General features: G+C 70.2%; 25 protein-coding genes and 2 pseudogenes. 16 read left to right on the top strand and 11 right to left on the bottom strand.

What is annotated here, in order from left to right; translation table 11 throughout:
- Positions 1-299 precede the first annotated feature (299 nt).
- From ABZX30_RS21435 to ABZX30_RS21425, 3 genes are all read left to right on the top strand, one after another.
- Positions 300-701, top strand: coding sequence for a peptidase M23 (locus ABZX30_RS21435; protein ID WP_355935576.1), 402 nt, complete (start codon positions 300-302; stop codon positions 699-701).
- A gap of 104 nt (positions 702-805) precedes the next feature.
- The gene (locus ABZX30_RS21430) at positions 806-1,219 is read left to right on the top strand and encodes a hypothetical protein (RefSeq protein WP_355935575.1); all 414 of its coding nucleotides are present in this window, start codon (positions 806-808) and stop codon (positions 1,217-1,219) included.
- A gap of 46 nt (positions 1,220-1,265) precedes the next feature.
- The gene (locus ABZX30_RS21425) at positions 1,266-1,793 is read left to right on the top strand and encodes an RICIN domain-containing protein (protein ID WP_355935574.1); all 528 of its coding nucleotides are present in this window, start codon (positions 1,266-1,268) and stop codon (positions 1,791-1,793) included.
- A 152-nt stretch (positions 1,794-1,945) separates the two neighbouring features.
- Here ABZX30_RS21425 and ABZX30_RS21420 read toward each other — a convergent pair.
- Positions 1,946-2,062: pseudogene (locus ABZX30_RS21420) on the bottom strand (transcriptional regulator); the annotation flags it as partial.
- Between the two features lie 242 nt (positions 2,063-2,304).
- Here ABZX30_RS21420 and ABZX30_RS21415 point away from each other — a divergent pair.
- Entirely contained in the window at positions 2,305-2,745 is a 441-nt protein-coding gene (locus tag ABZX30_RS21415) for a VOC family protein (protein WP_355935573.1), read from the top strand.
- A gap of 466 nt (positions 2,746-3,211) precedes the next feature.
- Positions 3,212-3,856: a DUF4360 domain-containing protein gene (locus ABZX30_RS21410; RefSeq protein WP_355935572.1), complete on the top strand. Its 645-nt coding sequence runs from the start codon at positions 3,212-3,214 to the stop codon at positions 3,854-3,856.
- Between the two features lie 209 nt (positions 3,857-4,065).
- Here ABZX30_RS21410 and ABZX30_RS21405 read toward each other — a convergent pair whose 3' ends face one another.
- Entirely contained in the window at positions 4,066-4,212 is a 147-nt protein-coding gene (locus ABZX30_RS21405) for a hypothetical protein (RefSeq protein WP_355935570.1), read from the bottom strand.
- 20 nt (positions 4,213-4,232) lie between these two features.
- Complete coding sequence (locus ABZX30_RS21400; protein ID WP_355935569.1) at positions 4,233-4,469, bottom strand: hypothetical protein; 237 nt, start codon at positions 4,467-4,469, stop codon at positions 4,233-4,235.
- 603 nt (positions 4,470-5,072) lie between these two features.
- Between ABZX30_RS21400 and ABZX30_RS21395 the strand changes: the two genes are divergently transcribed.
- The gene (locus ABZX30_RS21395; RefSeq protein WP_355935567.1) at positions 5,073-5,627 is read left to right on the top strand and encodes a DUF2231 domain-containing protein; all 555 of its coding nucleotides are present in this window, start codon (positions 5,073-5,075) and stop codon (positions 5,625-5,627) included.
- A 103-nt stretch (positions 5,628-5,730) separates the two neighbouring features.
- On the opposite strand, the gene ABZX30_RS21390 is transcribed toward ABZX30_RS21395, so the two are convergent.
- Entirely contained in the window at positions 5,731-6,690 is a 960-nt protein-coding gene (locus ABZX30_RS21390) for a ferritin family protein (RefSeq protein ID WP_355935565.1), read from the bottom strand.
- Between the two features lie 311 nt (positions 6,691-7,001).
- Here ABZX30_RS21390 and ABZX30_RS21385 point away from each other — a divergent pair, with 311 nt between their 5' ends.
- From ABZX30_RS21385 to ABZX30_RS21375, 3 genes are all read left to right on the top strand, one after another.
- Complete coding sequence (locus ABZX30_RS21385; RefSeq protein ID WP_355935564.1) at positions 7,002-7,223, top strand: twin-arginine translocase TatA/TatE family subunit; 222 nt, start codon at positions 7,002-7,004, stop codon at positions 7,221-7,223.
- A gap of 306 nt (positions 7,224-7,529) precedes the next feature.
- The gene (locus tag ABZX30_RS21380) at positions 7,530-7,925 is read left to right on the top strand and encodes a BlaI/MecI/CopY family transcriptional regulator (protein ID WP_355935563.1); all 396 of its coding nucleotides are present in this window, start codon (positions 7,530-7,532) and stop codon (positions 7,923-7,925) included.
- Positions 7,925-8,854, top strand: coding sequence for a M56 family metallopeptidase (locus tag ABZX30_RS21375; protein WP_355935561.1), 930 nt, complete (start codon positions 7,925-7,927; stop codon positions 8,852-8,854). Before ABZX30_RS21380 ends, ABZX30_RS21375 begins: the two co-directional genes overlap by 1 nt.
- A 54-nt stretch (positions 8,855-8,908) precedes the next feature.
- On the opposite strand, the gene ABZX30_RS21370 is transcribed toward ABZX30_RS21375, so the two are convergent.
- The 3 genes from ABZX30_RS21370 to ABZX30_RS21360 form a co-directional block, all read right to left on the bottom strand.
- Entirely contained in the window at positions 8,909-9,364 is a 456-nt protein-coding gene (locus ABZX30_RS21370; RefSeq protein ID WP_355935560.1) for a TerB family tellurite resistance protein, read from the bottom strand.
- A gap of 100 nt (positions 9,365-9,464) precedes the next feature.
- Positions 9,465-10,472, bottom strand: a complete 1,008-nt coding sequence (locus ABZX30_RS21365) for a sporulation protein (protein WP_355935558.1) — start codon at positions 10,470-10,472, stop codon at positions 9,465-9,467.
- A 391-nt stretch (positions 10,473-10,863) separates the two neighbouring features.
- Complete coding sequence (locus tag ABZX30_RS21360) at positions 10,864-11,334, bottom strand: MerR family transcriptional regulator (protein WP_355935557.1); 471 nt, start codon at positions 11,332-11,334, stop codon at positions 10,864-10,866.
- 408 nt (positions 11,335-11,742) lie between these two features.
- On the opposite strand from ABZX30_RS21360, the gene ABZX30_RS21355 reads away from it, so the two are divergent.
- Complete coding sequence (locus ABZX30_RS21355) at positions 11,743-13,236, top strand: SulP family inorganic anion transporter (protein ID WP_355935556.1); 1,494 nt, start codon at positions 11,743-11,745, stop codon at positions 13,234-13,236.
- A gap of 120 nt (positions 13,237-13,356) precedes the next feature.
- Here the strand turns inward: ABZX30_RS21355 and ABZX30_RS21350 are convergent, their stop codons facing one another.
- Positions 13,357-14,475, bottom strand: coding sequence for an NAD(P)/FAD-dependent oxidoreductase (locus ABZX30_RS21350; RefSeq protein WP_355935554.1), 1,119 nt, complete (start codon positions 14,473-14,475; stop codon positions 13,357-13,359).
- A gap of 53 nt (positions 14,476-14,528) precedes the next feature.
- On the opposite strand from ABZX30_RS21350, the gene ABZX30_RS21345 reads away from it, so the two are divergent.
- The 3 genes from ABZX30_RS21345 to ABZX30_RS21335 all read left to right on the top strand — a co-directional run bounded on the left by ABZX30_RS21345 (position 14,529) and on the right by ABZX30_RS21335 (position 16,619).
- Positions 14,529-15,221: a TetR/AcrR family transcriptional regulator C-terminal domain-containing protein gene (locus ABZX30_RS21345; RefSeq protein WP_355935553.1), complete on the top strand. Its 693-nt coding sequence runs from the start codon at positions 14,529-14,531 to the stop codon at positions 15,219-15,221.
- A 76-nt stretch (positions 15,222-15,297) separates the two neighbouring features.
- Complete coding sequence (locus ABZX30_RS21340) at positions 15,298-15,861, top strand: helix-turn-helix domain-containing protein (RefSeq protein WP_355935552.1); 564 nt, start codon at positions 15,298-15,300, stop codon at positions 15,859-15,861.
- A 113-nt stretch (positions 15,862-15,974) separates the two neighbouring features.
- Positions 15,975-16,619 (top strand): dihydrofolate reductase family protein, encoded by a 645-nt coding sequence (locus ABZX30_RS21335; protein WP_355935550.1) that lies wholly within the window; start codon positions 15,975-15,977, stop codon positions 16,617-16,619.
- A 299-nt stretch (positions 16,620-16,918) separates the two neighbouring features.
- On the opposite strand, the gene ABZX30_RS21330 is transcribed toward ABZX30_RS21335, so the two are convergent.
- The 3 genes from ABZX30_RS21330 to ABZX30_RS21320 form a co-directional block, all read right to left on the bottom strand.
- Positions 16,919-17,509: a TetR/AcrR family transcriptional regulator gene (locus ABZX30_RS21330; RefSeq protein WP_355935549.1), complete on the bottom strand. Its 591-nt coding sequence runs from the start codon at positions 17,507-17,509 to the stop codon at positions 16,919-16,921.
- A gap of 15 nt (positions 17,510-17,524) precedes the next feature.
- Positions 17,525-19,585, bottom strand: coding sequence for a discoidin domain-containing protein (locus ABZX30_RS21325; RefSeq protein ID WP_355935547.1), 2,061 nt, complete (start codon positions 19,583-19,585; stop codon positions 17,525-17,527).
- Between the two features lie 134 nt (positions 19,586-19,719).
- Positions 19,720-20,946 carry an aminotransferase class V-fold PLP-dependent enzyme gene (locus ABZX30_RS21320; protein ID WP_355935545.1) on the bottom strand — a complete coding sequence of 409 codons (1,227 nt, stop codon included), beginning with the start codon at positions 20,944-20,946 and terminating at the stop codon, positions 19,720-19,722.
- Between the two features lie 374 nt (positions 20,947-21,320).
- Between ABZX30_RS21320 and ABZX30_RS21315 the strand changes: the two genes are divergently transcribed.
- The 3 genes and pseudogenes from ABZX30_RS21315 (at position 21,321) to ABZX30_RS21305 (ending at position 24,427) form a co-directional block, all read left to right on the top strand.
- Positions 21,321-21,857, top strand: a complete 537-nt coding sequence (locus tag ABZX30_RS21315) for a DinB family protein (RefSeq protein ID WP_355935544.1) — start codon at positions 21,321-21,323, stop codon at positions 21,855-21,857.
- Between the two features lie 377 nt (positions 21,858-22,234).
- Positions 22,235-22,591, top strand: a pseudogene (locus ABZX30_RS21310) (fic family toxin-antitoxin system, toxin component); the annotation flags it as partial.
- A gap of 273 nt (positions 22,592-22,864) precedes the next feature.
- Complete coding sequence (locus ABZX30_RS21305) at positions 22,865-24,427, top strand: DUF4157 domain-containing protein (protein ID WP_355935543.1); 1,563 nt, start codon at positions 22,865-22,867, stop codon at positions 24,425-24,427.
- Positions 24,428-24,465: the final 38 nt, after the last annotated feature.

Below are 24,465 nucleotides of genomic sequence, written 5' to 3'. Positions count from 1 at the left end.
CCTGACAACGATATCCGCAGGCCGGGTGCGGGAGTCACGGATCGCCGGGCCGCTGTCCGGTTTCGAGCGGTCCGGTGGCACGAGGCTCCGGCCGAGCGATGAGCGGGAGCGTTTCCGCCCCTGTCTCGGCGCGAGCGGGCATTGGCCGGTTTTGGTGATGCCCCGGCCCCGGGGTGCGGGGCATCTGGGGGACGCGGCGGGCGCCCCCCTCGTATGACCGCGTACGAGTGTCACTCATACGTGACGGAATCGTGTCCCGTCCGCCTTGTGACAAGGAGTCACCGAGTAAGGAGACGACGATGACGAACCCCCTGCGCACGGCACCGCGTTCACTACGGCGCGCGGTCCCGGCCGGCGCCGTCGCGACGGCCGCGGCACTGGCCCTGCTGCCCTGCACGGCGGCTCGGGCGACCACGTCGGACACCCAGGTGTACGTCTGGGCGACCGGTGTGAACGTACGGGACTGCCCGGAGGTCTCCGCGGCCTGCCCGCCGATCCAGGGCGCGCAGATCGGCAAGCGGTGGGTGACGGCGTTCTGCCAGCGCCAGGGCACCGAGGTGGTGGACGGCCCCTACCGCAACAACTGGTGGGTGCAGGTGAACGCGGGCGGCCCGATCGGCTGGATCAGCGCGGTGTACGTGCGTGGCGGTGACAACGACCAGCCGGTGCCCGGTCTGTCCACCGACTCCTTCTGCCACTGATCCCGCAGGACGGCGGCGCGGACGCTCATACGAGGGACTCGGGGACGCCGTCACCCTGACGACACGTCACCGTCCGTCCATCGACACCGAGAGGGGCACTTGCTGTGACCTCGAAGTCCACGACCCGTCTGTTCTCCTTGCGGGCGCTGTGCGCCGCTCTGCTCGGCCTGACCGCCGTGCTGGGTCTGATGTCGGCTCCCGCGCAGGCCGACGTCACGACGTCCCCCGTCCACATCTGGGCGAGTCAGGTGCGGGTGCGTCAGTGCGCGAGCACCACCTGCGCACTGGCCTCGCAGGAGCGGCTCACCAACGTCACCGTGCAGGCGTTCTGCCAGCGGTGGGGCGACCGCGTCACCGACGGCTCCTACTACAACCACTACTGGGTCGAGATCATCACGCCGCAGGGCTGGCTGGGCTGGGTGAGCGCCGTGTACGTCAGCGGCGGCTCCAACGACGGGCCGGTGCCCGGCGTGCGGGTCGAGACCGACTCCAGCCCCGTGTACTGCGAGTACCCGTAGTCCACGGGGTACGGGCCGGCAACCGCATCACAGGAAAGGCAACGTCATGAACGTGCAGAACCTGACCTCCGGGCGGCGGCTGCGCCGGGCGGTCGTCGTCCTCGCCTCCGCCGCCTGTCTGAGCACGGCTGTCGCCGGCGTCGCCAGCGCCGGCGATCCGTCGCCCGACGGGAGCCGGGTCGCCCCGGCGGGCCCCGTTTCGGCTGCGGCGGTCGAGCACTACGGCAACATGGCGACCGGCGGCTGCCTCGACGACAGCTTCCCGTACGGCTTCCGGGGCTTCGGCTGCAACAGCAGCGACTTCCAGAACTGGAGCGTGCGGGTCTGGCAGGAGGACGGTACCCGCCAGTTCCGCAACGTCTCCACCGGCCGCTGCATCTACGGTGGTGTCGCCGCCGGTGCCCACCCGGACACCCGGTCATGCGACTCGTCCCAGCAGCAGAGCTGGTGGGTGTACAAGCGGGGCGACCAGGTGAGCTTCGAGAACCAGGCCACCGGTCTCTGCCTCGACGACAGCGAGTACGGTCTGCGCATGCTGGCCTGCTCCTACAACCGCAACCAGACCTGGCGCTGACCACCCGCCGGGGGCACCGGCGTCGGGGGGACCGCAGACAAGTCCCTCCGGCGCCGGCCCGGTCATGTCCGGACCAGGCCGGTCAGCCGGTCGGGGACGGCGCCGACGGCGAACCGGTACTTGTCCTGTATGACGGCATTGCGCCAGCGGTCCTAAAGGGCGGCCTGGTTCGGGGTGGCGCGGGCGGAGCCGAGCAGGTTCAGGGCCTCGGCGCTGGGGCTGCCGGGTTCGGCCTGGTAGACGACAAGCTGCCGGCCCGGAGCGTCGCGTCGTCGTCCGTCCCGCCGCAAGCGCTCAATAGCCTGCGGCAGCGCCATACGTGTCGCACACAACTGCAGGCAGCCCGCAGCGGTGAGCGACCCAGTAGTCTACGGGGCCGCTGTAGCGGTGCTGAGGCGCGATCCAGGTCTCTCGGATTTCGGCGGTTCGCGGATGTCGAAAACGTGTCACGGCTTCGTCCCATGGACATCAGCGGGACCACCGGCCGCACGAGGAAGAAGGAGAAACCAGCATGGCGATCCAGCGGATGGACAACGTCGGCATCGTCGTAGAGGACATGGATGCCGCCATCGCGTTCTTCGTGGAACTCGGTATGGAGCTCGAGGGCAGGGGGGAGGTCGAGGGCCTCTTCGCCGACCAGTGCACCGGACTCGAAGGTGTCCGCTGCGACATCGCGATGGTCCGGACACCGGACGGTCACAGCCGGCTCGAGCTGGCGAAGTACCACAGCCCCGCGGTGACCAGCGCCGGGCCGCGCAACCGGCCGCACAACATTCCGGGCACGCACCGCGTCATGTTCGCCGTCGACGACATCGAGGACACCGTTGCCCGACTGCGCCCTCACGGCGCCGAACTCGTCGGCGAGATCGCGCGGTTCCAGGACAGCTATCTGCTCTGCTACCTGCGCGGCCCGGAGGGGATCATCGTCGGACTGGCCGAGCAACTGCGCTGAGAAGGAGGAACCGAACCGGGCGGCCGGCGACTTCGTCAAGACTCTGAACTGACCGATCAGCCAGGGGTTGCCGGCGCGTGAGGTGACCCGCTCGGCGACGCCACCAAGGGCTTGCCCCCCCGTACGGTGCTCCACCGCAAGCCGGTTTGCCCGGTCGTCAGTGATCGTTCCCGTGCGCCCTCTTGCGGGAACGCGAAGAAGATGACGGGGCCGTCGTAGCCCCGGAGGTTGTATCGCGTTCGTCTCTTCCACCGAGGGGAAGCTCCTCCTATATTGGGAGCGCTCCCACCCCGGGGTTCACACGATTCACGGCTGATGGCCGTACGACGACGTCGCCCGACGCCGTACGGTCGACTCCGCCGCTGTGCGCGCACCGATGGCCGAACCGGCTCCGGCGCAGGTGGAGCGGGCGCTCCTCGTCATGACTGTAGGACTCAGCCACCAGCCGTACTGCGATAGGAGAACCATGTCTCGACTTCTCGTACCCACCGGAGCACTGGTGGCCTTATGCGTCGGGTTGCTGACGGTCCAGTCGGGGCCGGCGTCCGCCGACGTGCCGACCGCGGACGCACCGGCCGCGGGAGCCCAGATCGCCATCAAGACGATCAACGGCTCCGGATGCCCCGCGGGCACGGCCGATGCCACGGTGTCGCCCGACAACTCCACGCTCACGGTGAAGTACAGCGCCTACACCGCCCAGGCCGGCGGCGGTGCCGCATCGCCCGACGCGCGGAAGAACTGCCAACTCGTCCTGGACGTCAAGGCCCCGGCGTCTTACACCTACGCCCTCTTCGGGCTGGACCACCGCGGCCACGCCTCGCTGCGCGCGGGCGCGACGGCCACCGTCGAGTCCGACTACTACTTCCAGGGGACGACCGACGACGTCTTTCAGTCCCACTCGCTGACGGGTCCGTACCAGGACGACTGGGCCTTCTCCGACAGCGTGCCGGAGGACCGGCTGGTCTGGGCACCGTGCGGCTCGCAGCGGTATCTCAACGTCAACACCTCCCTGCAGGTGAGCGCGGGTGCGGACGACCGCGCCAGCGTGGTCACCATGGGTTCGACCGACGTTCCGGGCGCCTCCTACCGGCTCATCTGGAAGCGCTGCTGACGCCCTCGTCGGGGCCCCGGCCACCGCCTCCGCACAGCTCGCCACCGGCGCCGGACGCGGGAGACCGTGCGGAGAACGCTCGCCGGGGACCACGCTCGGGCCGGAGCGTCCTGCGGGCCGTCCGAGGGCGTGGACAGTACTCGGCCCGGGCAGCGCCCAGAGGCAGGGCGGTGCCGGGGCCGAGCGTGGAGGGCCTGACGCAGGACCGATCAGGTGACCGAGGAGACGCAGGCCCGGGCGAAGCGGGTGCTGATGTGCGCCTCGTGGAGGTGTCCGGCGATGGCATGGTCGCCTTCGACGCCCATGACGACGTGGACGAGGACGAAGCCGTCACGGATCTCGCCGGCGTCGGTCATCTCTCGTGTCACTGTTGTGACTACATCGAGGAGGAGGTCTTGCAACGGCCGCCGTTGCAGATCTGCACCCGCATGCCCAGCAACGGGTCCTGGCCCCTGAAGACGCCGTTCCACACCTGGTAGGTCCCGCAGCGCTGGGTGTACTTGTGCCACGGTCCGTTGTGGATGTACGTGCCCTGGGTCGAGCTGTACTGCCTCGCCTGAATGCGCATCTTGGGCTTCTTGCCGTCCCCGCATGCGGTGTCCTTCACGGACATGCTGTTCCTGCCCGCTGGGTGCGCGTCGTGCGTGCTGGTCGTGAACGCCGCCCACGGATTCGACCGGCGTCTCGTCGCGGCGGACGGCCCGGCGGCTGCCGCGGCGCAGGAAAACCGTCCTGGAAGTGCCCCCCGGGAGCAGGCGCCGCGAGCCTTCTCCGTTCGGCTCCGGGGAACGGCAGACGGGCCGGCCGGCCGTATCGGGTACGGACCCGGCACCGGCCGGGACGGCGGACCGTGACCTGCACGCGGAGACCGGGTCCGCGTCCTCCCGGCTCCGCGCGGGCGCAGATGCCCCGGCCACCTCGCCGGAGGCTCGTACCGTGCGGAGGCCGGCACGCGCGCGACCGACCCTCGACGTCACCGGCCGATGAACGGAGCGACGCCCGCCCCGGGCGGCGCTCCCGGGCCGGGGGACACCCAGCTCTCACCATTCGGCCGGTGCCGAAACCCGTCCGGCCGGGCTCGTTCCCGGTCGGTACGGGCACTGCTCCATGTGCGCGCACACCTCCTGCACTCATACGTAGTTGTTCACAGAATGGTCGAAACGACCTCGGTGACTGCCCTTTGTGTGTTCGTGGTGTATTCGCGTGAGGAGACCGCGTGGATGTCGGGCTGATCAATGGCCTTCCCGGCCATCCTTTCTTCGTTCACGGCGCCGCGGTGCTGGTTCCGCTGACGGCGTTGGCGCTTGTGGTCTGTGCGGTGTGGTCTTCGGCGGCGCGCAGACTCAGCTGGGTACTGCCGGTAATCGGGCTGGTCACTCTTGTCCTGGTGGTGCTGACCACCGAATCCGGTGAGTGGCTGGAAGACCGGGTGCAGGAAAGTGCGCTGGTGGAAGCACACGCCGAGATGGGTCCGGGTCTCACTCCATGGGTGATCGCCCTGTTCGTGATGACGGTCGCCGTCTGGCTGCTCGGCCGCGCCGGTCCCCGCCGGGAACGAGAGCACAGCGGCGAGGCCGTCGGTCCCGCCAGGGGCAACGCTGCCGCCGTGGCCCGGCTGGCTTCCTCTGGTCTGGTACGTGTCGTGGCGCTGGTGCTCGCCCTGGTCGTGGCCGTCGGCGCGGCCGTCCAGGTGTACCGGATCGGTGACTCGGGTGCGAAGGCGGCGTGGCAGGGCCGCTTCTCGACGAGCCGGTCCGGCGCCGGACGGTGACGCGGCAGCGGCCGCACGGGGGGTGGTCCGGCCGGCCTGTGTGAGGCGTCGGCCGGCCGGACTGCCTCGCGTGACGCGCGCGGCCGGTCAGCGTCCAGGGCGGTCAGTGCAGCTGTTCGAGTGCCTTCTGGAAGGCGGCGGCGTGCCTGGCCTCGTCCGCGGCGGTGTCACGGAAATAGCGGGCGGCGGCGGTGTCACCGACGGCGGTGGCCCGCTTGGCGAATGCCGGGTACAAGGTGGTCGCCTCGTTGTGTTCACCGGTGATGGCCTTGCCCAGGTTCGTCTTCGTGGTGCGGACCAGGCCGGCCAGGACGGCTTCGCCTGCGAAGTGCTCGTGCAGTTCGACCTTGGCGGTGCCCTCCCACAGGCGGGCCAGCGCGGTGTTGCCGGTCTGCTGGGCGTGGGCGGCGAAGAGCATGTACTTGGCGTGGGCGAGCGCCTCGCCATGCAGGGCGGTGTCCAGGTTGGCTTTGGTGCGGGCGGCCTTGACCTTCGGCGGTCCGGCGGGCACCGGCACCGCGTCGGCCTTCGGGGGCGCCGGGACGGTGCTGCCGCCGGTGGTGACGGCCGTGAGGGCCGTGCGGAACGCGTCGCGGTGGCGCCCCTCGTCCGCAGCGATCTCGCTGAAGAGTTTCGCGGCTGCGAGGTCACCGTCGGTGCGGGCCTGCTCGGCGAAGCTGCGATACATGACCTGATGCTCGTAGGTCTCGCCGCTGATGGCCTGGCGCAGGTTCGCTGCGTTCGATCCGACGGTTCCGGCCAGGGCGGCAGCCTCGCGCAGGTGTTCGTTCAGCTCGGTCTGCGCCGTGCTGCGGAAGAGCCGGCCGACGGTCGGCAGGCCCTGGCGGTCGGCCTCGGCGGCGAAGAGGTTGTAGACGGCGTAGGCGTACGCCTCACCCTTCATCGCGGCGGTCAGGTCGGTCAGCGTCTGCGTGTGCAGAGCCCGAGCGGCGGTGTGGGGCGCCGGCGATGGTGGGCCCCCGGCCAGGGCCGGTGACGTCGGCGCGGCCGCGGCCAGCGCGCACAGACCTACGATGAACGAACGTGTCGAGTGGCGGAACACGAGGTCCTCCTTCCGGGTCACACCCGTACGGGTGCGAACGCCTCCCCTCATGCCACCCGCACACGCGCACCTTCGCTCTCTCACGTAACCCACCCGAGTGAATACAGAAAGTAACCACATCGCTAGGCTGCGCCCTTGCCGCTGGCGCGCTCTGGCCTTTCTGAGGCCAGCATGTGTTCCCGGCCATCCGGGCCGGAAGGCGGGCTTGTTGGGCGATCATGCTCTGCGTCAGACTTCTACAGTAATGTAGACGTCGGCGGGGCTGCCGGCTGCTTGGTTCGGCCCCCGTCCGTGGAGAGGACGCAGATCTGATGTTCGGCCTGAGTGAGCTGGCGTTGATCCTCCTCGTGGTGGTCGTCGTTCTCGGCATCAAGAAGTTGCCCGAGCTGACGCGGTCCGCGGGCAAGGCGGCACGGATCTTCAAGAGCGAGGCCAAGGCGCTGAAGGAGCAGGAGCCCGCCGGGCCGCCGCCTTCCGGAGCGGTTGTGGAAGGCGCCGTCCTGCAGCGTGACGACGAGCCCCCGAGGGTCTGACGCCGCGCCGCGGGACCGTGAGGCCGGGCGGGAGCGGGCGTCAGTCCCGGGACGTGCCGAGCGGCAGCCGGTCGCCGATCAGCGGGGCGAGCGCACCGCCGATGGCCGAGCCCAGGTGGCGGCGCCGGAAAACTCCCGCTGACGGGACGATCGAGGAAGGTCGCAGACAGCCGGCCGCCGAGGAATGCGCCGGCGATGCCGGTGACGGTGGTGCCGATGCGTCCGCCGGGGGTGTGTCCGGGCGGGACGGCCTCGGTGATCGCACCGGCCGGATGACCCACGTGTGACTGGCGGAAGGGAGAGGACATGAGCGACCGTCGGCAGCGTCCCCGGCGACGGGGACAGGGCGAGCTGGAGGGGCTGGTCCTGTCGGCCCTGCGCGAGGCGCCCGAGCCCGCGCCGGCGGGTTGGGTGCAAAAGCGCTTGGGCGGAGACCTCGCCTACACGACCGTGGTCACCATCCTTACCCGGCTGCTGGGCAAGGGCGCGGTGACCCGGGAGCGCGCGGGACGCTCCTTCGTGTGGACGCCGGTGTCGGACCAGGCCGGGCTTGCCGCGCGCAAGATGCGCAAGCTGCTCGATGGCGAGAGCGACCGGGAGGCGGTGCTGGCCCGCTTCGTCACCTCCCTGGAACCGGACGACGAACGTCTGCTGCGGCAGCTGCTGGGCCGGCTCGGCCCGGAAGGGAAAGACCGAACCTGATGGGGGTGTTCGTCTTCCTGCCACTGGTGCTGCCGTTGACGGCGTGGCCGGTGGCGCGGCGGGCCGAGCAGCATCTGCACCCGCGGACAGCGACGTGGCTGTTGTCGCTGACAGCCGCGGTTCTGGCGGTGTGCAGCACGGTCTGCCTGGCGCTGCTGATGGTGGTGGGCACTGCCCAGCTGCCGGGCAACCCGCTGCCGGACGGCTGGTCGGACGAGGAGGTGCGCGAGGCCGTCCCGTACGACGAGATCGCGGGCAAGGCCGCCATTCCCGCCCTGCTCGCCGTGGTGGTGGCCTGCTCGCGGGTGTTGTGGCGGCACCGCCGCATCCGGCGGGGAGCCGAAGAAGCATTGGCGAGGCTGCCCAGGAAGCCGGTGGCGGTGCTGCCCGACGAGGTGCCTTATGCCTATGCGCTGCCCTCGGGCCGGCGGGGCCGGGTGGTGGTGTCCACCGCCATGCTCTCCTGCCTGAACGGGCCGGAACGGCGGGCGCTGTTCGCCCACGAGCGGGTGCACCTGACCAGCCGCCATCACCGGTTTCTGCTGGTGGTGCAGCTGGCGGCGCAGGCGAATCCGTTCCTGCGCCCTTTGCGCGCGGCGGTCACCTACACCGTGGAGCGGTGGGCGGATGAGGAAGCGGCACAGGCGATCGGAAGCCGCCGTGTGATGGCTGTGGCGGTCGGCAAGGCGGCGCTGGTCTCCCGGGGTGCCCCGACGGCGACACTCGCCGGTTTCGCGGCCGGGCCGGTGCCGCGCCGGGTGGCCGCCCTGCTCGGCCCTGCTCCCGCCGTGTGCGTGTGGCCGCCGGTCTTCACCGCGGTGGGCCTGGCGGCGTGGACCGCGGCCGCGGGTGCCACGATGTCCGCGCTGTCGTCGGCGAATTCGGCCGTCACGCTGTTCTTCGTGTTGAAGGCAGCCACCCCGCTGTAAGACGCGTGGGCCGTGCCGCCGGTCGGCAGCACGGCCCACGCCAGGGGGTCGTGGTTAGAGGTCGAACTCGTGCGGCGGCAGGTCGAGGGTGAAGCACGCCTCGCGGACGACGGCCTGCTCGTCCTTGTCGAAGTTGCCGTCCGCGCCGCCGATGACGATGCCGATCTGGATGACCGCCCGGGCCTCGGCGGGCTTCTTCTTCGCCTTGGCGATCTCCTGCAGCACGCTGACCTTGCCGAAATCGAAGTCGGCGGTCAGCTTGTTCAGGTTTTCCTCGAAACGGCGCCGCAGGTCGTCGGCGGGGAAGTTCTGCAGCACCTCGTTGGTGGCGATGAGCTGGGCCACACGCTGCCGCTCGGCGGGGTCGATGGTGCCGTCGGCGGCCGCCACAAGCGCGCACATCGCCATGGAAGCGTCGCGGAAAGCGCCGCTCTTGAGATCGTTCTTCTTCGCCACCAGCTGGGTCTGCATGGTGGTGGCGGATTCCTTGATGCGGTCCCACAGGGCCATGAGCACTCCACGTCTCGAACACAGGTCCCGGGCCGCGTCGACGGCCCGGAACTTAAATCTACAGTTGTGTAGAAGCTAGCAGGAGTGAGTCATGCCTCGTTCAGTCTTCTCCTTCGTCTTCGTCCTCGTCCTCGAAGAAGTCGCCCACCTCGTCGACGACTTCGGCCGCGACCATGCCGCCGACGACACCGACCGCCAGGCCCGCGGCGCCGGCGGCGATGGCGGTGCCCATGCCGGGTCCGGAGCGGTGGTGCCCGTCGTGATGGTCGTCGTGGTGGCTGTAGTGGCCGCCGTGGCCGTGGCCGTGGTCCGCGTACGGGTCGCCGTGCCCGTAGGAGGCGTGGTGTTCCAGTAGTTGCCGGATCCAGCCGTCGACCAGCGTGTTCCAGTCCTGGTGGGCGGCGTCGTGGGAGACGGTGAAGCGGGTGAGCGCGTCGTGGCCGGAGGTGAAGAGGCCACCGCGCTTGTCGGCCTCCAGTACGACCTCCAGGCCGCCGGGACCGGCGAGGAAGGTGACCTCGAGCTCGTTGAGCCGGTGGGCGTACTGCGGGGCCGGGGTGAGCTCGATCTCCTGGTAGAAGGGCAGCCGCTGGCCGGTGCCGCCGACCTGGCCGAGCTCGAGGTCGGCGGACTTGAACCCGAATCCCAGCTGGCCCAGGGCCTCCAGGATCGCTTCCTGGGCGGGCAGCGGGCGCACCGCGAGCGGGTCGAGGTCGCCCTTGTCCTTGGCGCCGGTGACCGCCAGCTCGGTGCGCACGCCGAGCACGATGCCCAGCGGCTGCCCGTGCAGTTCGGTGACCGGGGTCTCCCACGGCAGACTGATGCGGAAGGGGACGCTGCGGTGGTCGCCCTCGCCCAGGCGGAAGCCGCCGCCGACGGTGAACCTCTCGAAGACGACCGCGCCTTCGCCCTCACCGTGCTCGTGCTCCGCCTCGACGCGGGCGACGAGTTCCAGGGTGATGTGGTCGATGTCGAAGTCGGCGCTGCCGCCCTGGAGGTGGACCTGCCCCGCCAGATGGCCGCCGGGAAGGGCGGCGCCGGGGTCGAGGACCGTGTCCACCGTGGGCCCGCCCACGCCGAGTGAGCCGAGCAGCCGTTTGAACACCATCGGGCGTTCACTCCTTTGCGTGCGTGTCACTTGCGTCGCGCGGGCAGGGTGCGGCGGCGCACGCCGGGGAACGATGCCGGCTGCCGGTGCGTTGACCCGTCACCGGTCGCACGCGGTCTCTCGCACCTCATCGTGGCGCCCTCCCTACCCGGCGGAATGCCTGCCGGGGGAGTACCTGGAGACCTGGCACTCCCTTTCGCTTCTTTCTACATGCTTGTAGAAGCATAGGCGGCGCGCAGCCTTCCCGGGCCGCATGGCGGCGCACCCGGAACAAACGGCTGAAAAGAACCCCCGGATGGCAGGCGCAGCCCGCTTGAGGTGGACGCTTTGCAGGCCCTTTACGGTAGGCGCGGGAAGAACGACTTGCTCGGACCGGGCCCGGACCTGACTGCTACGGCCAGGGCGGTCCGTCGCCCGCGCGGCTCGCAGGGGAAGTGGCGCCGCGGTTCCAGGGGCGGGCGGCCGGAGCGTTCTGTTCCAGGCGGGCGCCAAGGGTGGCTGCGAACTCTTCTGCGCGGGCCAGTTGGACCCGGAGCTTGTCCACCTGCGCGGCTGCGGCCCGCTCGTAGGTTCGCACGCGCTCCAGCAGTGCCTCGCGCTCGCCGTCGTCGAGAGCGTCGCGGCTGTCCAGGCGGTCGGTGGCGTCCAGCAGGTCGCGCATCTGCTCCAGAGTGAAGCCGAGCGGTTTCATCCGGCGGATCACCATGAGCCGGGCGACGTCGGTCTCGGTGTAGAGGCGGAAGCCGCCCTGAGAGCGCGCGGAGGGGATGACCAGGCCGGTCTCCTCGTAGTGCCGGATGGTGCGCAGGGACAGCTCGGTGCGCGCGGCGACCTCGCCGATCTGCATGTGCCTGTCGTCCACGCCCGTGGTCCTGGCCCTTCTCGTCATGGCGGGCCGCTTCCCGTGTGACCTCACCGATCTCTACTCTAACGTTAGGGTAGGGTTATGGACGGTGAGGGCGGCGCGGCTGCCCCGCTGCTGCTGTTCCGGGGCCGATGGCGCCCCCGGCGAAGATCCGATTCTTGCAGGAGAGAGCGTGCGCGAGCCCACGACGCCGATCGCCGCCGCCTGCCCGCCGTGACCCTTCGCCTGCGGATGTGAGCCACCCGGCCGCCCGTGCGTGCCGTCCCGCCTCGCCGTCCCTCCCCTCTCGACTTCCGGCCCGCCGTGCGGGTCGTCCGCGGGGTGCCGACCCGGCCCCCGCACGTCCCTCCCGCACGTCCCCGCCTGCCGGCAGGGTGTGCCCGAGCACGACAGGTACGCATCTCCTTGTCTTCTGCTGCTGTGACTCCCGCCGCGCGGCTGCGCGGCCTCAAGCCGGACTGGCTGGACAACCCGAAGGTCTGGCGCACCGAGGTCCTCGCCGGCCTGGTCGTCGCTCTGGCACTGATCCCCGAGGCGATCTCGTTCTCGATCATCGCCGGTGTCGATCCCGCGATCGGGCTGTTCGCCTCGTTCACCATGGCCGTGACCATCTCGATCGTCGGCGGCCGCCGGGCGATGATTTCCGCAGCCACCGGCGCGGTCGCTCTCGTGATCGCACCGCTCAACCGTGAACACGGCTTCGGCTACCTCGTCGCCGCCGTCATCCTCGCCGGGACCTTCCAGGTCGTCCTTGGCGCGCTCGGGGTGGCCAAGCTGATGCGGTTCGTTCCGCGGTCGGTGATGGTCGGCTTCGTCAATGCCCTGGCCATCCTGATCTTCATGGCTCAGGTACCGGAGATGCATGCCGTCCCCTGGGCCGTGTACCCGCTGATCATCAGCGGTCTGGCCCTGATGGTGTTCTTCCCGAAGATCACCAAAGTGATCCCGGCCCCGCTCGTCTCGATCGTCATCCTCACCGTTGTCACGGTGTCGGCCGGCATCGCGGTGCCGACCGTGGGTGACAAGGGCGCCCTGCCTTCCTCCCTGCCCGTCCCCGGTCTGCCGGACGTGCCGTTCACCTTCGACACCCTGAAGGCGATCGCCCCGTACGCGTTCGCGATGGCTCTGGTCGGCCTGATGGAGTCTCTGATGACCGCCAAGCTGGTCGACGACATCACCGACACCCACTCCTCCAAGACGCGTGAGTCCATCGGACAGGGCATCGCCAACATCGTCACAGGCTTCTTCGGCGGCATGGGCGGCTGCGCCATGATCGGCCAGACGATGATCAACGTGAAGGTGTCCGGCGCCCGCACCCGCGTCTCGACCTTCCTCGCGGGCCTGTTCCTGATGGTGCTGTGCATCGCCTTCGGCCCGGTCGTCTCCGACATCCCGATGGCCGCCCTGGTCGCCGTCATGATCATGGTCTCGTTCGCGACGTTCGACTGGCACTCCATCGCACCGAAGACCCTCAAGCGGATGCCGACCGGGGAGATCGCCGTCATGGCCATCACCGTGATCGTGGTGGTCGCCACCCACAACCTCGCCATCGGCGTCGTCGTCGGCTCCATCACCGCCATGGTCGTCTTCGCCAAGCGCGTCGCCCGTCTCGCCGAGGTCACCGCCGTCACCGACCCCGACGGCGGCTCGGTCGTCTACCAGGTCACCGGTGAGCTGTTCTTCGCGTCCTCCAACGACCTCGTCGGCCAGTTCGACTACGCCGGCGACCCCGACAAGGTCGTCATCGACCTGTCGGCCGCCCACGTCTGGGACGCCTCCTCCGTGGCCGCCCTGGACGCCATCGAGATCAAGTACGCCCAACGCGGCAAGACGGTGGAGATCACCGGCCTGAACGACGCCAGCGCCGACCTCCACGGCAAGCTCACCGGCAGCCACTGACCCGCGCCGCACGCCCACAGCAAGCCCAGTGGTGGTCCTGCCGGAGGAGACTGCTGCGGTGCCGTGCTGTCCCATGAAGCCGAGGCGAACTGTTGGTGCTGGTGTTCCCGCGCCTGGCGGTCAGGACGGCTGGACTCGGTCGAAGTGGGCGAGGGCTTCGGCGGGGTCCGGGCTCACGAGGCGTTCCAGACCATCCGTCGTGATCTTCGCCCACCGGCCGGCCCGTGCCCACATCTGTTCCTCGAAGGCGCGGACGGCCTTGTCCAGATCTCCCGGGCCGGTGGCGATGGACTCGGCGAGTTCGGCACCTTCCAGCATCGCGAGGTTCGCGCCCGCCCCCAAGGGGGGCATCAGGTGGGCGGCGTCGCCCAGGAGGGTCACTCCGGGGACGTGGGCCCAGGTGTGGGCCACGGGCAGGGCGTAGAGGGGGCGGTGGACGAAAGCGCTGCCGTGGTGGAGGAGGTCGAGGACGGGAGCGGCCCAGCCGTCGAACAGGGCCAGCAGGCTCGACCGGAGGGCCTCGACGTCGGCCGGGTCCAGGTTCCTGTGCCAGTCCAGCGGTGCGCGGAGCCTGGCGTGCACCTTGACGTGGCCGCCGCTGTTGCGCTGGGCGACGAGGGAGCGGTTCACGCCGTACACAGCCACGGAACCGTCGCCGATCAACCGGGCGAGGCCGGGGTGGCGGGTGTCGACGTCGTCGAGGGAGGTCTCGACCGAGGTGACGCCGGTGTAGTGCGGCGTCACCGGCGAGACCGCCGGGCGGATCCGGGACCAGGCGCCGTCCGCGCCGACGACGAGGTCGAACGTCTCCTGTCGCCCGTCCGCGAAATGGACCCGTGTGCCGTCCCGGGTCCCCGGCACCACCCGCGTCACGCTTCGGCCCCACTGGACATCGAGAGGGCCGATCAGCAGGTCACGGAGTTGCCCGCGGTCGATCTCGGGGTTGGCCCAGTCGTCCGGACGGGGGCGCCAGTCACGCAGGACGGTCCCGTCCGTGTCCAGGATGCGCATGGCCTGCCCCTCGGGACGGGACAGCGCCTGGAACTCCGCCCGCAGCCCCGCCTTGTCCAGCGCGAGCTGGCCCAGCCCCTCGTGAAGGTCCAGCGTGCCGCCCGGCGGGCGGGCGTCGGGGGCGGGATCGCGTTCGAGGACGGCGACAGGGTGGCCATGGCGGTGCAGGACGCGGGCGACGGTGAGGCCGCCGGGGCCGCCCCCGACCACTGCGATGCGTTGTCTCATGTCGATACACTGTATTGTTCCGCTACGATGAATAGCAACAGTACGATGACAGCATGACTGTGTGGGACCGGCCGGAGCCGCCGCCCCGCCCCGTGCCGCTCGACCGGGAGCGGATCGTGGCCGCCGCCATCGCGCTGGCCGACGAGGGCGGGCTGGAAGCGGTGTCGTTGCGGAAGGTCGCCGCCCGGCTGAACGCCGGCCCGATGCGGCTGTACGGATACATCTCCACCAAGGAAGAGCTGTTCGACCTCATGGTGGACGAGGTCCAGGCCGAGATTCTCCCCGAGGAGCAGCCCGGTGACTGGCGGGAGGCGCTGCACATCCTCGCCCACCGCACCAGGCAGACCGCCCTCCGCCACGAATGGCTGGCCGACCTGCTCGGCGGCCGCCCGACCCTGGGCCCGAACGGCCTCGCCGTGACCGAGGCCACGCTGGCCGCCCTTGACGGCCTCGCCGACATCGACACCGTCATGCGCGCCGTGGAGACGGTCAGCGCCTACTTCACCGGCGCGATCAGGCGCGAGATCGCCAACCTCCGGGCCGAGCGCGCCACTGGCCTGTCCAAGCGCGACTGGCAGCGCGCCTTCGGCCCGCATGTGACGAGGATGCTGTCCACAGGACGCTTCCCGGCCCTGGCCAAGGCCGTGCACGACGGCACGGACGTGGACGCCGAGGCATCCTTCGCGACCGGCCTGGACTGGGTCCTCGACGCGGTGGCCGTCAAACTCACCACGCCGCCGCAGTGACGCTTTGCTGTTGCCCGAGCGTCGGGCAACGCGCGGAAAGTCGGTCGCGGTGGTCCCTCTCGGTCACAGGCACGCAGTGCGTGGCGATCAGGGCCATGACCGTGGCGGCGGCTTCCGCCTCGTCCTGAGCCGGTTCCGCCGGCGCGCCCTGCAATCCGGCTGCGCCTGCGCGCGTCCACCAGCTCCTGCCCGCGGCATCGGGCGCCGCCGGGACAGCCAAGGCCTTGACGGACATGTGAGCTGCAGCGAGGAGCAGGTGCTCACCAGGGGAGAGGTCACCTGGCTGGTCGGCCGGATGGAAGCGGCCGGCCTGGTGGAACGGGCGGCGGACCCCGGCGACCGGCGTGCGCGGCACCGGTGGCCGGCCTCGTCCGCCGCGGCCGACTCGCCGTCCGCCTGCACCGTCAGCCGGGCCGATGGCGGCTGTTCGACCAGGCCGATGACTCTGGGGGCGTTCTGCTTCGGTGATCCGATGCTTGCGGCCCTGACCTGCCAGACCCTCCAGCCCGTCCTGCTCCGAGCGGTGGAAGCGGTGCAGCCGGCGGCGGACCGTCTTGGGGCTGCACCTCAACTCATCCGCGACCACCCCGATGCCATCCGTGTCCGGCATGGCGACACCGTGAAGGAGGCCGCTTTCTGACGCGCCTCGGAAAAAGGTTGTGGATCGCTGTCGATCCGGCCGCGTCCCGTTCGACGTCATGGTGTGCGGCGCCTTGCCACACGACGACGTGACAGGACCTGACGAGGAAAGACGTGAATCAACTACTGAGAGTGATGAATTTCGGCGTTTCGAGTGACGGATTCGGTGCCGGTGAGCACCAGAGTCTGGAGCGGCCGTTCGGCTACGACGCCCCCGAGAGGCTGTTCGCCTGGGCCGGAGCCACGGCGAGCTGGCCCATGCGCACGGATCCCGGGGGGAGCCGGGGCCTCGACGACTACTTCACGCGAGACTTCGCCCGCAACATCGGTGCCGAGATCATGGGCCGCAACAAGTTCGGGCCCCAGCGCGGACCCTGGCAGGATCATGAGTGGCGGGGCTGGTGGGGACAGCAGCCCCCGTTCCGCACACCGGTGTTCGTCATGACCCATCACAAGCGCCCGTCGTTCACGCTCTCCGACACCACGTTCCACTTCGTCGACGGCGACCCGGCCACGGTCCTCGAACGGGCGCGGGAAGCGGCGCAGGGCCAGGACGTCCGACTCGGCGGCGGGGTCACCACCATTCGGCAGTTCCTCGATGCTGACCTCGTCGACACGCTGCATGTGGCGGTCTCGCCGGTGAAGCTCGGGTCCGGCCTGCGGCTCTGGCAGTCCCCCGATGAGTTGCTCGACCGGTTCCATCTGGAGGTCGTGCCCAGCCCGAGCGGGGTCACGCACCATCTGTTCTGGCGAAGGTGACGCGAGGGCCGACTGAGGTCCCGTCATCCTGATTCCCACTGGTGAGCGGTGCCGGTGCGCCGTCTCGACGGGGTTCTCGTGCTGATGTCCCAGGTGCCCCGACGACGAAATCCTCGTCGTCGGGGCCGACGACATGCCTGTGCCGCCGGGTGCCATGGGCGCCCTGCTCACCCGATGCCCGGGGCCGGATGTGTGGGCATTCGTGGCGCTGGGCGGCAAGACGACAGAAATCCGTCGTCTGCCGGCAACTGAACCCCGCCGCTGCTGCACGCCGCGATGTGTTCGGCACCGACTGCGGGTCAGGCCACCAGTCCCGCGACGTGGGCGGTGACCGTGTCGAGGATGTCGGTCCACGCCGACTCGTCGCCCAGGACGAGGTAGTTGAGGGTCAGGCCGTCCATCACGGCGGCGAGGTAGCGGGTCAGTACGGAGACGGGGACGCGGAGTTGGATCTCGCGGCTGTGGCGCAGCTGCTCGATCAGCTCGGTGTAGGCGATGCCGTACAGCTCGTACTGTCGTCGGGCCAGGTGCTCGAACCCTGGCTCGCGCAGGGCGTACTGGGTCAGTTCGTAGGTGAGCATGTGCTCCTCGGGGCGGTCGCGGACGTGACCCCAGTACGCTTGGAAGCCGGCCCGGACGGTCTCCTCCAGCGTGGCCCTGGGGCGCAGCGCCTTCCGCACCACGGCCACCGAGTGGTCGGTGAGGGTGGTGATGACGGACTCGATCAGGGCCTGCTTGGAGTCGAAGCAGTAGTGGAAGACGCTCAGCGACACGCCCGCCTCAGCGGCGATGGTCCGGGTAGTCGCCTTGGCGACGCCGTCCCGGGCCATCGTCCTGATCGCCGCTTCCGTCAGCTGTCGGCGCCGCTCGGCCGACGGCATGCGTGCCATTCGTGAACTCCCGCCTCAGGCGCTGTGGACACCGACCTCGTACAGCGAGTATCCCCAGTCGGTGCCGCGGTCGAGACCGTGGACCCGGACGTAGCGGGCCGGGGTCCCGGTGAACCGGGCCGTGTCCAGGCCGCCGTCGCCGCTCGTGGTGGACCAGGCGGTCTGCCAGTTCGTGCCGTCGGTGGACAGTTCGATGCGGTACGACGTGCCGTACGCGCGCTCCCAGGCGAGCGTCACCCGGGAGACCAGGTGGGTGGAGCCCAGGTCGACCTGCCACCACTGGTCGTCGCTCCAGTCGCTGGCCCAGCGGGTGGAGTCGTCGCCGTCGACGGCACGGCCCGGCCGGTAGCTGGTGAACGGGTTCGACTCGGACGAACTGGACGTCGCCGGCTGCCCGTTGGCGAGGTTCACCGAGGACTGGTGCTGTTCGGTGGCGCCCCAGGTGTCCAGGTAGGACTCGGCGCCCCGGAACAGGTCGTTCACCACGCCCTGCCCGCCGACCTGCCGGATGTCCTCGATCCAGTCGGGGATCATCCCGGCGTGGGCCGCGCCGTCGGTGTTGATGTCGAAGGTGCGCTCGCCGGAGGTCTGCCGGTCGATGACGGAACCGCCGTCGACGCTCTTGAAGGGGTACGTCACCTTGTGCGCGGCGTCCGCGCCGCGCGGGGCGGGGTGGTCGCCGATGCCGTTGAAGTCGGTGCCGTAGCCGTATCCCACGCCGTACTTGTCGCGCAGTGCCTTGGTCCGTGCGGCTTCCGCGACGAAGCCCTCGGAGCCGTGCATGTACTGGGCGACGAAGCCGCCGAGGGAGTAGACCCGCTCGGTCCAGTTCAGGTCCATCCAGCTGTGTGAGGAGATCACGCCGGGGTAGGACGCCGACTCGAGGATGTCCAGGGCCTGACCGACGGCCTTGACGCCCATGTGGTCGATCTCCAGCATCATCTTGCGCTTCATCATGCCGCGCACGGCGTACTCGCCGAGTGCGGTGAGGCCGCGCTTGTTGCACTGGGCGTCCGGATCGTACGAGGGGACGTCCACGCCCGCCGGCAGGTCCGACTCCGCCTCCGACGAGGCGGTCCCGATGGGGTTGTCGTGTTGCGTGCCGGTGCACTTCTCGGTCTGCCAGAAGGTACCGGTCGACAGGAACTGGCCGACGTTGATGGCCGTTCCGAGACCGCCGGAGTCGAAGCGGACGCCGCACAGCGCGTTGTCGAACTTGTGGCACAGGAACATCGAGCGGACGCCGAGCGCGTAGAGCTCGTCGAGTCCCTTGTCGATGTCCTCCTTGCCGCACTGAGGGATGTCGAGGATCTGCTTGCACCCGAAGGGTTCGGAGGTCTCGACCCCGAGGATGACGGCGAGTTTGCCCTGCTCGATGACCTCACGCGCCTGCGCGCTGTCGGTGACGACGCGGAACCAGCCCTTGCCTGTGCCGCCGTACATCGTGTCGATGTACGCCTGGAGGTCGTACGTCATCTTCGCCTGCAACCGGATCGACGTCATTTCGTCGCAACTGCGGTCCTTGAAGAAGTAGACGGAGCAGATCACGCCGTTGGTGACGAGGTCGTTGACGAGGACGCGCTGTCCGCCGCGCCAGGCCCGCTCCACCCACGCGTAGTAGTCGGCCTGATGGGTCATCGAGTCGTACGCCGGCCAGTCCTCGAAGGTCGGCCAGCCGGCCGGGTCGTGCTTGCCGTCACCGCCGTGGGTGATGTAGTCGAAGATCGCGAGCGTCCCGTCGGGGTAGTGCTCGGGGCAGTCCTTCAGCGCGTCGGCGACACCGGCCTCGGAGAAGACCTTGCCGCAGATCAGCCGGCCGCCGAAGGCCTCGTTGCCGAAGAGGTGGTTGTGCGCGTCGACGAACCCCTCCACCTCTCCTGCCGAGTTGGCTCCGGTGAACGGCTCGCCGGTGACGTTGATCTGGACGTCCGGAGCGGGTCGTGCGGTGGGGATCCACCAGTCGGTGCCGGCCGCCGAACTCGGCGTGGGCCCGAGGACAATGGCCAGTACCAGGAGCAGCAGCGACAGCACGGTGGCGTTTCTGCGTCTGCGGTACGAGCGTCGAATCGGTGTCACGGCCCACGTCCCTCGGTCGGCGGGAGGGCGCGGCCGGCGAAACCCTGAGGTTGTCATGAACCGCGCAATATCTGGGACGAGGATCGGGCCGCGCGCCTGCCGAGTCAAGTGTCCGGGACGCTTGACCTGATGACTCAGCGGCTCAACTCCCGGGCCCAGTGGCCCAGTACGGGCACGCACCGCTCGGCGAAGTACTCGTAGTCGGCCGGGGTGTTGTAGACGTGGGCGGAGACCCGCAGGTAACCGATGCCGTCAAAGCTGGTGAAGGCGGCCTCGACGGCGAGTTCGCGGGCCACCCGGTCGCGCAGCGCGTCGGCCTCGATCCGGCTGCGCCCGAGGCCGACGGGCAACCGCACCAGGCGCATACCGGGGACCGGCATCCCGACGTCGGCCCGGCTGTCCTCACCGGTCAGTCCCTCGAAAGCGGCACCGATGACATGCCCGGCGTAGTCCGCGAGCCGGTCCATGTAACGGCGGGCGGCCGACCAGCCCCAGGCGCGCTCCACGAAGGCGAGGGATGCCGGCGCGGCCAGATAGGAGGTGGCGTCGAGCGTGCCCTGGTGGTCGAAGCGGTCGGGATACGGCTCCCCGGCGCCCCAGGAGCCGATCAGCGGGTGGAGCAGGTCCCGCAGAGGACCGCGGGCGATCAGGGCAGCGGTGCCGCGCGGGGCGCAGCCCCATTTGTGGAGGTTGCCGGTCCAGAAGTCGTACGCCGCGTCGGCGAGCGGCGCGGCGAGCAGCCCCGGGGCGTGCGCGCCGTCGACGAGCATCGGTACGCCCCGGCGGCGTGCCTCCACGCCGATCCGCTCGACCGGCAGCCGGCGCGCGGTCGCCGAGGTGATCTGGTCGATCACGACGAGGTCGGTGGCCTCGCCGATCTCGGCGGAGACGGCCTGGTAGGCCTCGTCCTCGTCGGCGCCGAGCGGCACCCGCGCCGTGCGCACCCGGCCGCCCCAGCGGCCTGCCAGCCGCTCGGCTCCCATGGTGACGGCCCCGTAGCCGTGGTCGGTGACGACGATCTCCCCGCCGCGGCGGCGTTCGAGGGCGCCGTAGACCACGCTGGCGCCCGCGCTGGCGTTCGGCACCAGGGCGAGGTCGCCCGCGTCGACGCGCAGGAAGCCGGCGAGGTCGGCCCGGGCGGCGGCGAGCCGCTCCGGCAGCCCCGGGAACCACACCACCGGCGCGCGCTCCATCTCGGCGCGCAACTGCGTCTGCCGCTCCTGTGCCACCAGCGGGACGGCACCGAACGATCCGTGGTTCAGGTGCCTCAGGGCCGGGTCCAACGACCACGCCTCGATGGCGAGCCTGCCGTCGGACAGCAGCAGGGGGTGCGGCGCGACGGCCACCCCGGTCTCACTCACGTCAGCACACCTCCGGAAACACAGGGGATCACCGGCATCCTGACACGACGTGATCGCGACCGGGGGAGGGGCGGGACGGCCTCGTGGTCCGCCGCCCGCGTTGTGCCGACGACCTGCTCCCCGCCAGGATCTTCGCGCCCACCGGTAGGTTGAGCAGGAAGACCGCCCGCCAGCCGGCCGTCTCGGTGAGCAGCCCGCCCAGCACCGGACCCGCGGCCATCGCCACCGAGCATGGAGCGATGAGTTCCGACACCAAGACAGGTCTTCTTGGGGGGGACGTCCTCATGAGGTGCCGGTAGAGGCGCCGGCCAGTCTTCGGATCGTGAGTACGTGCGAACTCGACCAAGCTTGACAACTGGTGAGGAGACTCCAGCGTGAGCGACATCGTGGTCCAGAACATCGTCCGGCCGGTACGGGCAGTATCGGGCCCGTGGCTGGAGGTGATCGCCTCGAATCTCGACTACCACCGAGCGACCTTCTTGTGGAAGTGCGAGGGCCTTTCCGATGCACAACTGCGGCTACGTCCCGTGCGGTCGTCGGCGTTGACCCTGCTGGGACTCATGCGCCATCTGCAGGGGGTCGAGCGTGCCTGGTTCCAGCGCACGTTGGCAGGAACGACGCCTCGCTTCTCGGCCTATCGGACCTACGTCACCGCTGACGGTGGCGAGTGGTACGACGAGTCGGACGCCACGCCGGCCAGAGATGTCTACGAGGAATACCTCAAGGCGTGCGAGGAGTCGCGGCAGGCATACGCGAAGGTGACCGCCGACGTCGCGCGCATCGTGCCGAACCCGGAATTCGGCGACACCGATGTGCGGTTCGTCCTTGAGCACGTGATCGAGGAGTACGCCCGCCATATCGGTCACGCGGACCTCCTCCGTGAGGCCATCGATGGCGAGACTGGCGAGTAGCCGAGACAGATCCCGACCGGTACCGGCAACGCCAAGCCCACCGGTGACAAGCCGACCGGCAAGCCCAAGACCGGCAAGAAGCCGCAGGGCGGCTCCGAGCAGCTCCCGGTCACCGGCAGCCTCGCGCACACCGGCGCCTCCTCGGCTCTGCCGTTGATCGGCGCCGTCGGAGGTGCCGCCGTCGCCGTCGGCGCGGGCGAGGTGTCCACGGTGCGGTGCCGGAAGGGTGTCGGCGAACCCCGCCGCGTAGGCACGCTTCAAGCCCGAGGGGCCTGCGCCCGCCACAAGGCGCAGGTCCCTTCGCGCGTACCGGCACACGAGGCTTCGACGACGCCCGAACAGGCCCAGCAGACGACGAGAGGAGCGCGCGCAGCCTGATGCACCTGCACATCGAGGTTCCCTGGATCCTGCAGGTCGCCGAAGCCGCCGGAGCGGACGACCCGGCCCCCGACGACTACGGCGTCCCCGTCTCGGCGGTCGCACGCCACCGGGCCGAAGTGTTCGAGCAGCCCGTCTACGGCGGCCCCTGTGCCAAAGCCGCCGCGCTGGTGCACACGCTGGGCCGGTGCCGCTGGCTGGAGCGTTCCGACCTGGCCGTCGCCGCGGCCACCGGCGTCATGTACCTCGAGGCCGCCGGGATCACCGTCCAACCCGCCCGGGAGGACGCCATCGCTCTCAAGGACCTGCTTCTCGACCCCGCCTGCACGGCCGGGAAGATCGCTGCTCTGCTGCGGCCCTGCCGGCCACCACCTGACGCCCGCACGCCGTGGCCCCGCCCCTCTCGGACGGGCGTGTGCGGGGCGGCCCCCGGGATGTGAGCCGGTCACCCGATCACTGTGGGGGAGGAGGCCGGGCAGGGAAGGCGCCGAACCCGGTCGCCCCGGACCGGGCGGTCCGGGCACGGGAGACTTCCCCCGGGAGCGCCCGAAGGTACCTTCCGCGCTGCGCGCGGCAGGCGTATTCGTGGCGGGGTACACCGTGCCACGCCGACGGAGGGAAGAAGTCCTATGCGTTCCTACGAGCCGGACAGGGCGCAGCAGGACGCCCGGCCGGGCCGTGCTCCGGCTGCCCGCTCCCGCGGGACCGGGCTGGGACCGGTCCGGCCCGGGGCGGGCGGCATGGACAGGGGCGCGCTCCTCGCCCTGCAACGCAGCGCCGGCAACGCCGCGGTGCTGCGCGCTCTGGACGAGACCGAGCACGCGCACGGCGCCGGATGCGGTCACGAGCAGACGACGCCGCCTGCGGTGCAGCGTTCGACGGTGCACGAGGTGCTGCGTTCGTCCGGTCGGCCGCTGGAGGAGCCGCTGCGGGCGGAGATGGAGGCGCGGCTCGGCGCGGATTTCTCCGACGTGCGCATGCACACCGACAGTGTCGCCCGGCGCTCCGCGCAGGAGGTCAACGCGCGGGCCTACACGTCGGGCAGTCACATCGTGGTCGGCGAGGGCGGCGCGGACAAGCACACCCTCGCCCACGAGCTGACCCATGTCATGCAGCAGCGTGAGGGCGCGGTGGCCGGTACGGAGACCGCCGCAGGGCTGAGCGTCAGCGACCCGGCCGACCGGTTCGAGCGCGCGGCCGAGGCCAACGCCACTGCGGCGATGAACCGCCCGGTCCCGGCCGCCGGGGAGGCGACCGGCGCCGCCCATCCGTCGCCCTCCGGGGGCGATGCAGCGGTGCAGGGTGCGTCGGGTCACGCCGCCCCCGTGCAGCGGGCGCTGACGTACGGTGGGGAGAAGCTGACACTGGAGCAGGCGCGCGGGCACGTGCTCGGGGCCCAGTCGGCGGCTCTCACTCCGTCCGAGACGGAGGCGCTGAAGGCGCTGGTCGAGGACTCGACACAGAACCACGACCTCAGCAGCGGCGAGGAGCTGGTCCGGCTGCTGAGGTCCCAGCTCCGCGCCGAGTGGGGTCTGACCCCTGAGCAGATAGACCTCTTCGACAGGTACCAGGGCGGCGCGTACAAGGCCTGGAACAAGGCGCTGCGCAGTGGAAAGGTCCCCGAGCGGTACCAGGTGGCCGAGAAAACGTCCGAGATGATCAAAGGTCTGGCGCAGACCGCCAAGACCAAGCAGAAGGTGCAGCGCACCCTGTCCTTCGAGACCCGCGAGCAGTTCAACGCCTACGTGAGGCAGTTCCAGGAGGGCAAGGAGTACACGGCGGTGCAGTTCGAGTCGACGACGCGGCGGCTCGGCGCGACACTGGACCTCCCGGAGAAGGCGGTGTACGTGGTCACGCTGTCCATCGACGCGCAGGGCCATCACGGCGGCGAGATGTCGTCGGTGATCAGCGTGGTCCAGAAGAGCGAAGGTGAGACGGTCTTCCCGCCCGGTACCAGGTTCAAGGTCACCCGGGCGCCTGAACAGCCTCCGGAGGACAGGGAGTTCACCACCACGAGCCCATTCCAGACGACCGCCGAGATGACCGAGCTGGAGGAGCTGGACACCAGCAAGCAGCGGATGCCCACCAAGGAGGAGAACCGCGCGGCCACCATGGCGGCGCTGCTGGGCGGCTCCGGGATGCCCAGCCGTCCGGCCCCGGCCGCGGGAAGCTCCAGGAAGAGATCTTTCTGAACGAGGGCTCCGGGGCGCGGCCGGCGCAAGGCTCGCCC

Origin of the sequence: Streptomyces sp. NPDC004542 (assembly GCF_040610035.1) — a bacterium.
Taxonomy (GTDB): domain Bacteria; phylum Actinomycetota; class Actinomycetes; order Streptomycetales; family Streptomycetaceae; genus Streptomyces.
The sequence above is the reverse complement of the archived record's forward strand: the minus strand, read 5'-3'. Positions and strand labels throughout refer to the sequence as shown.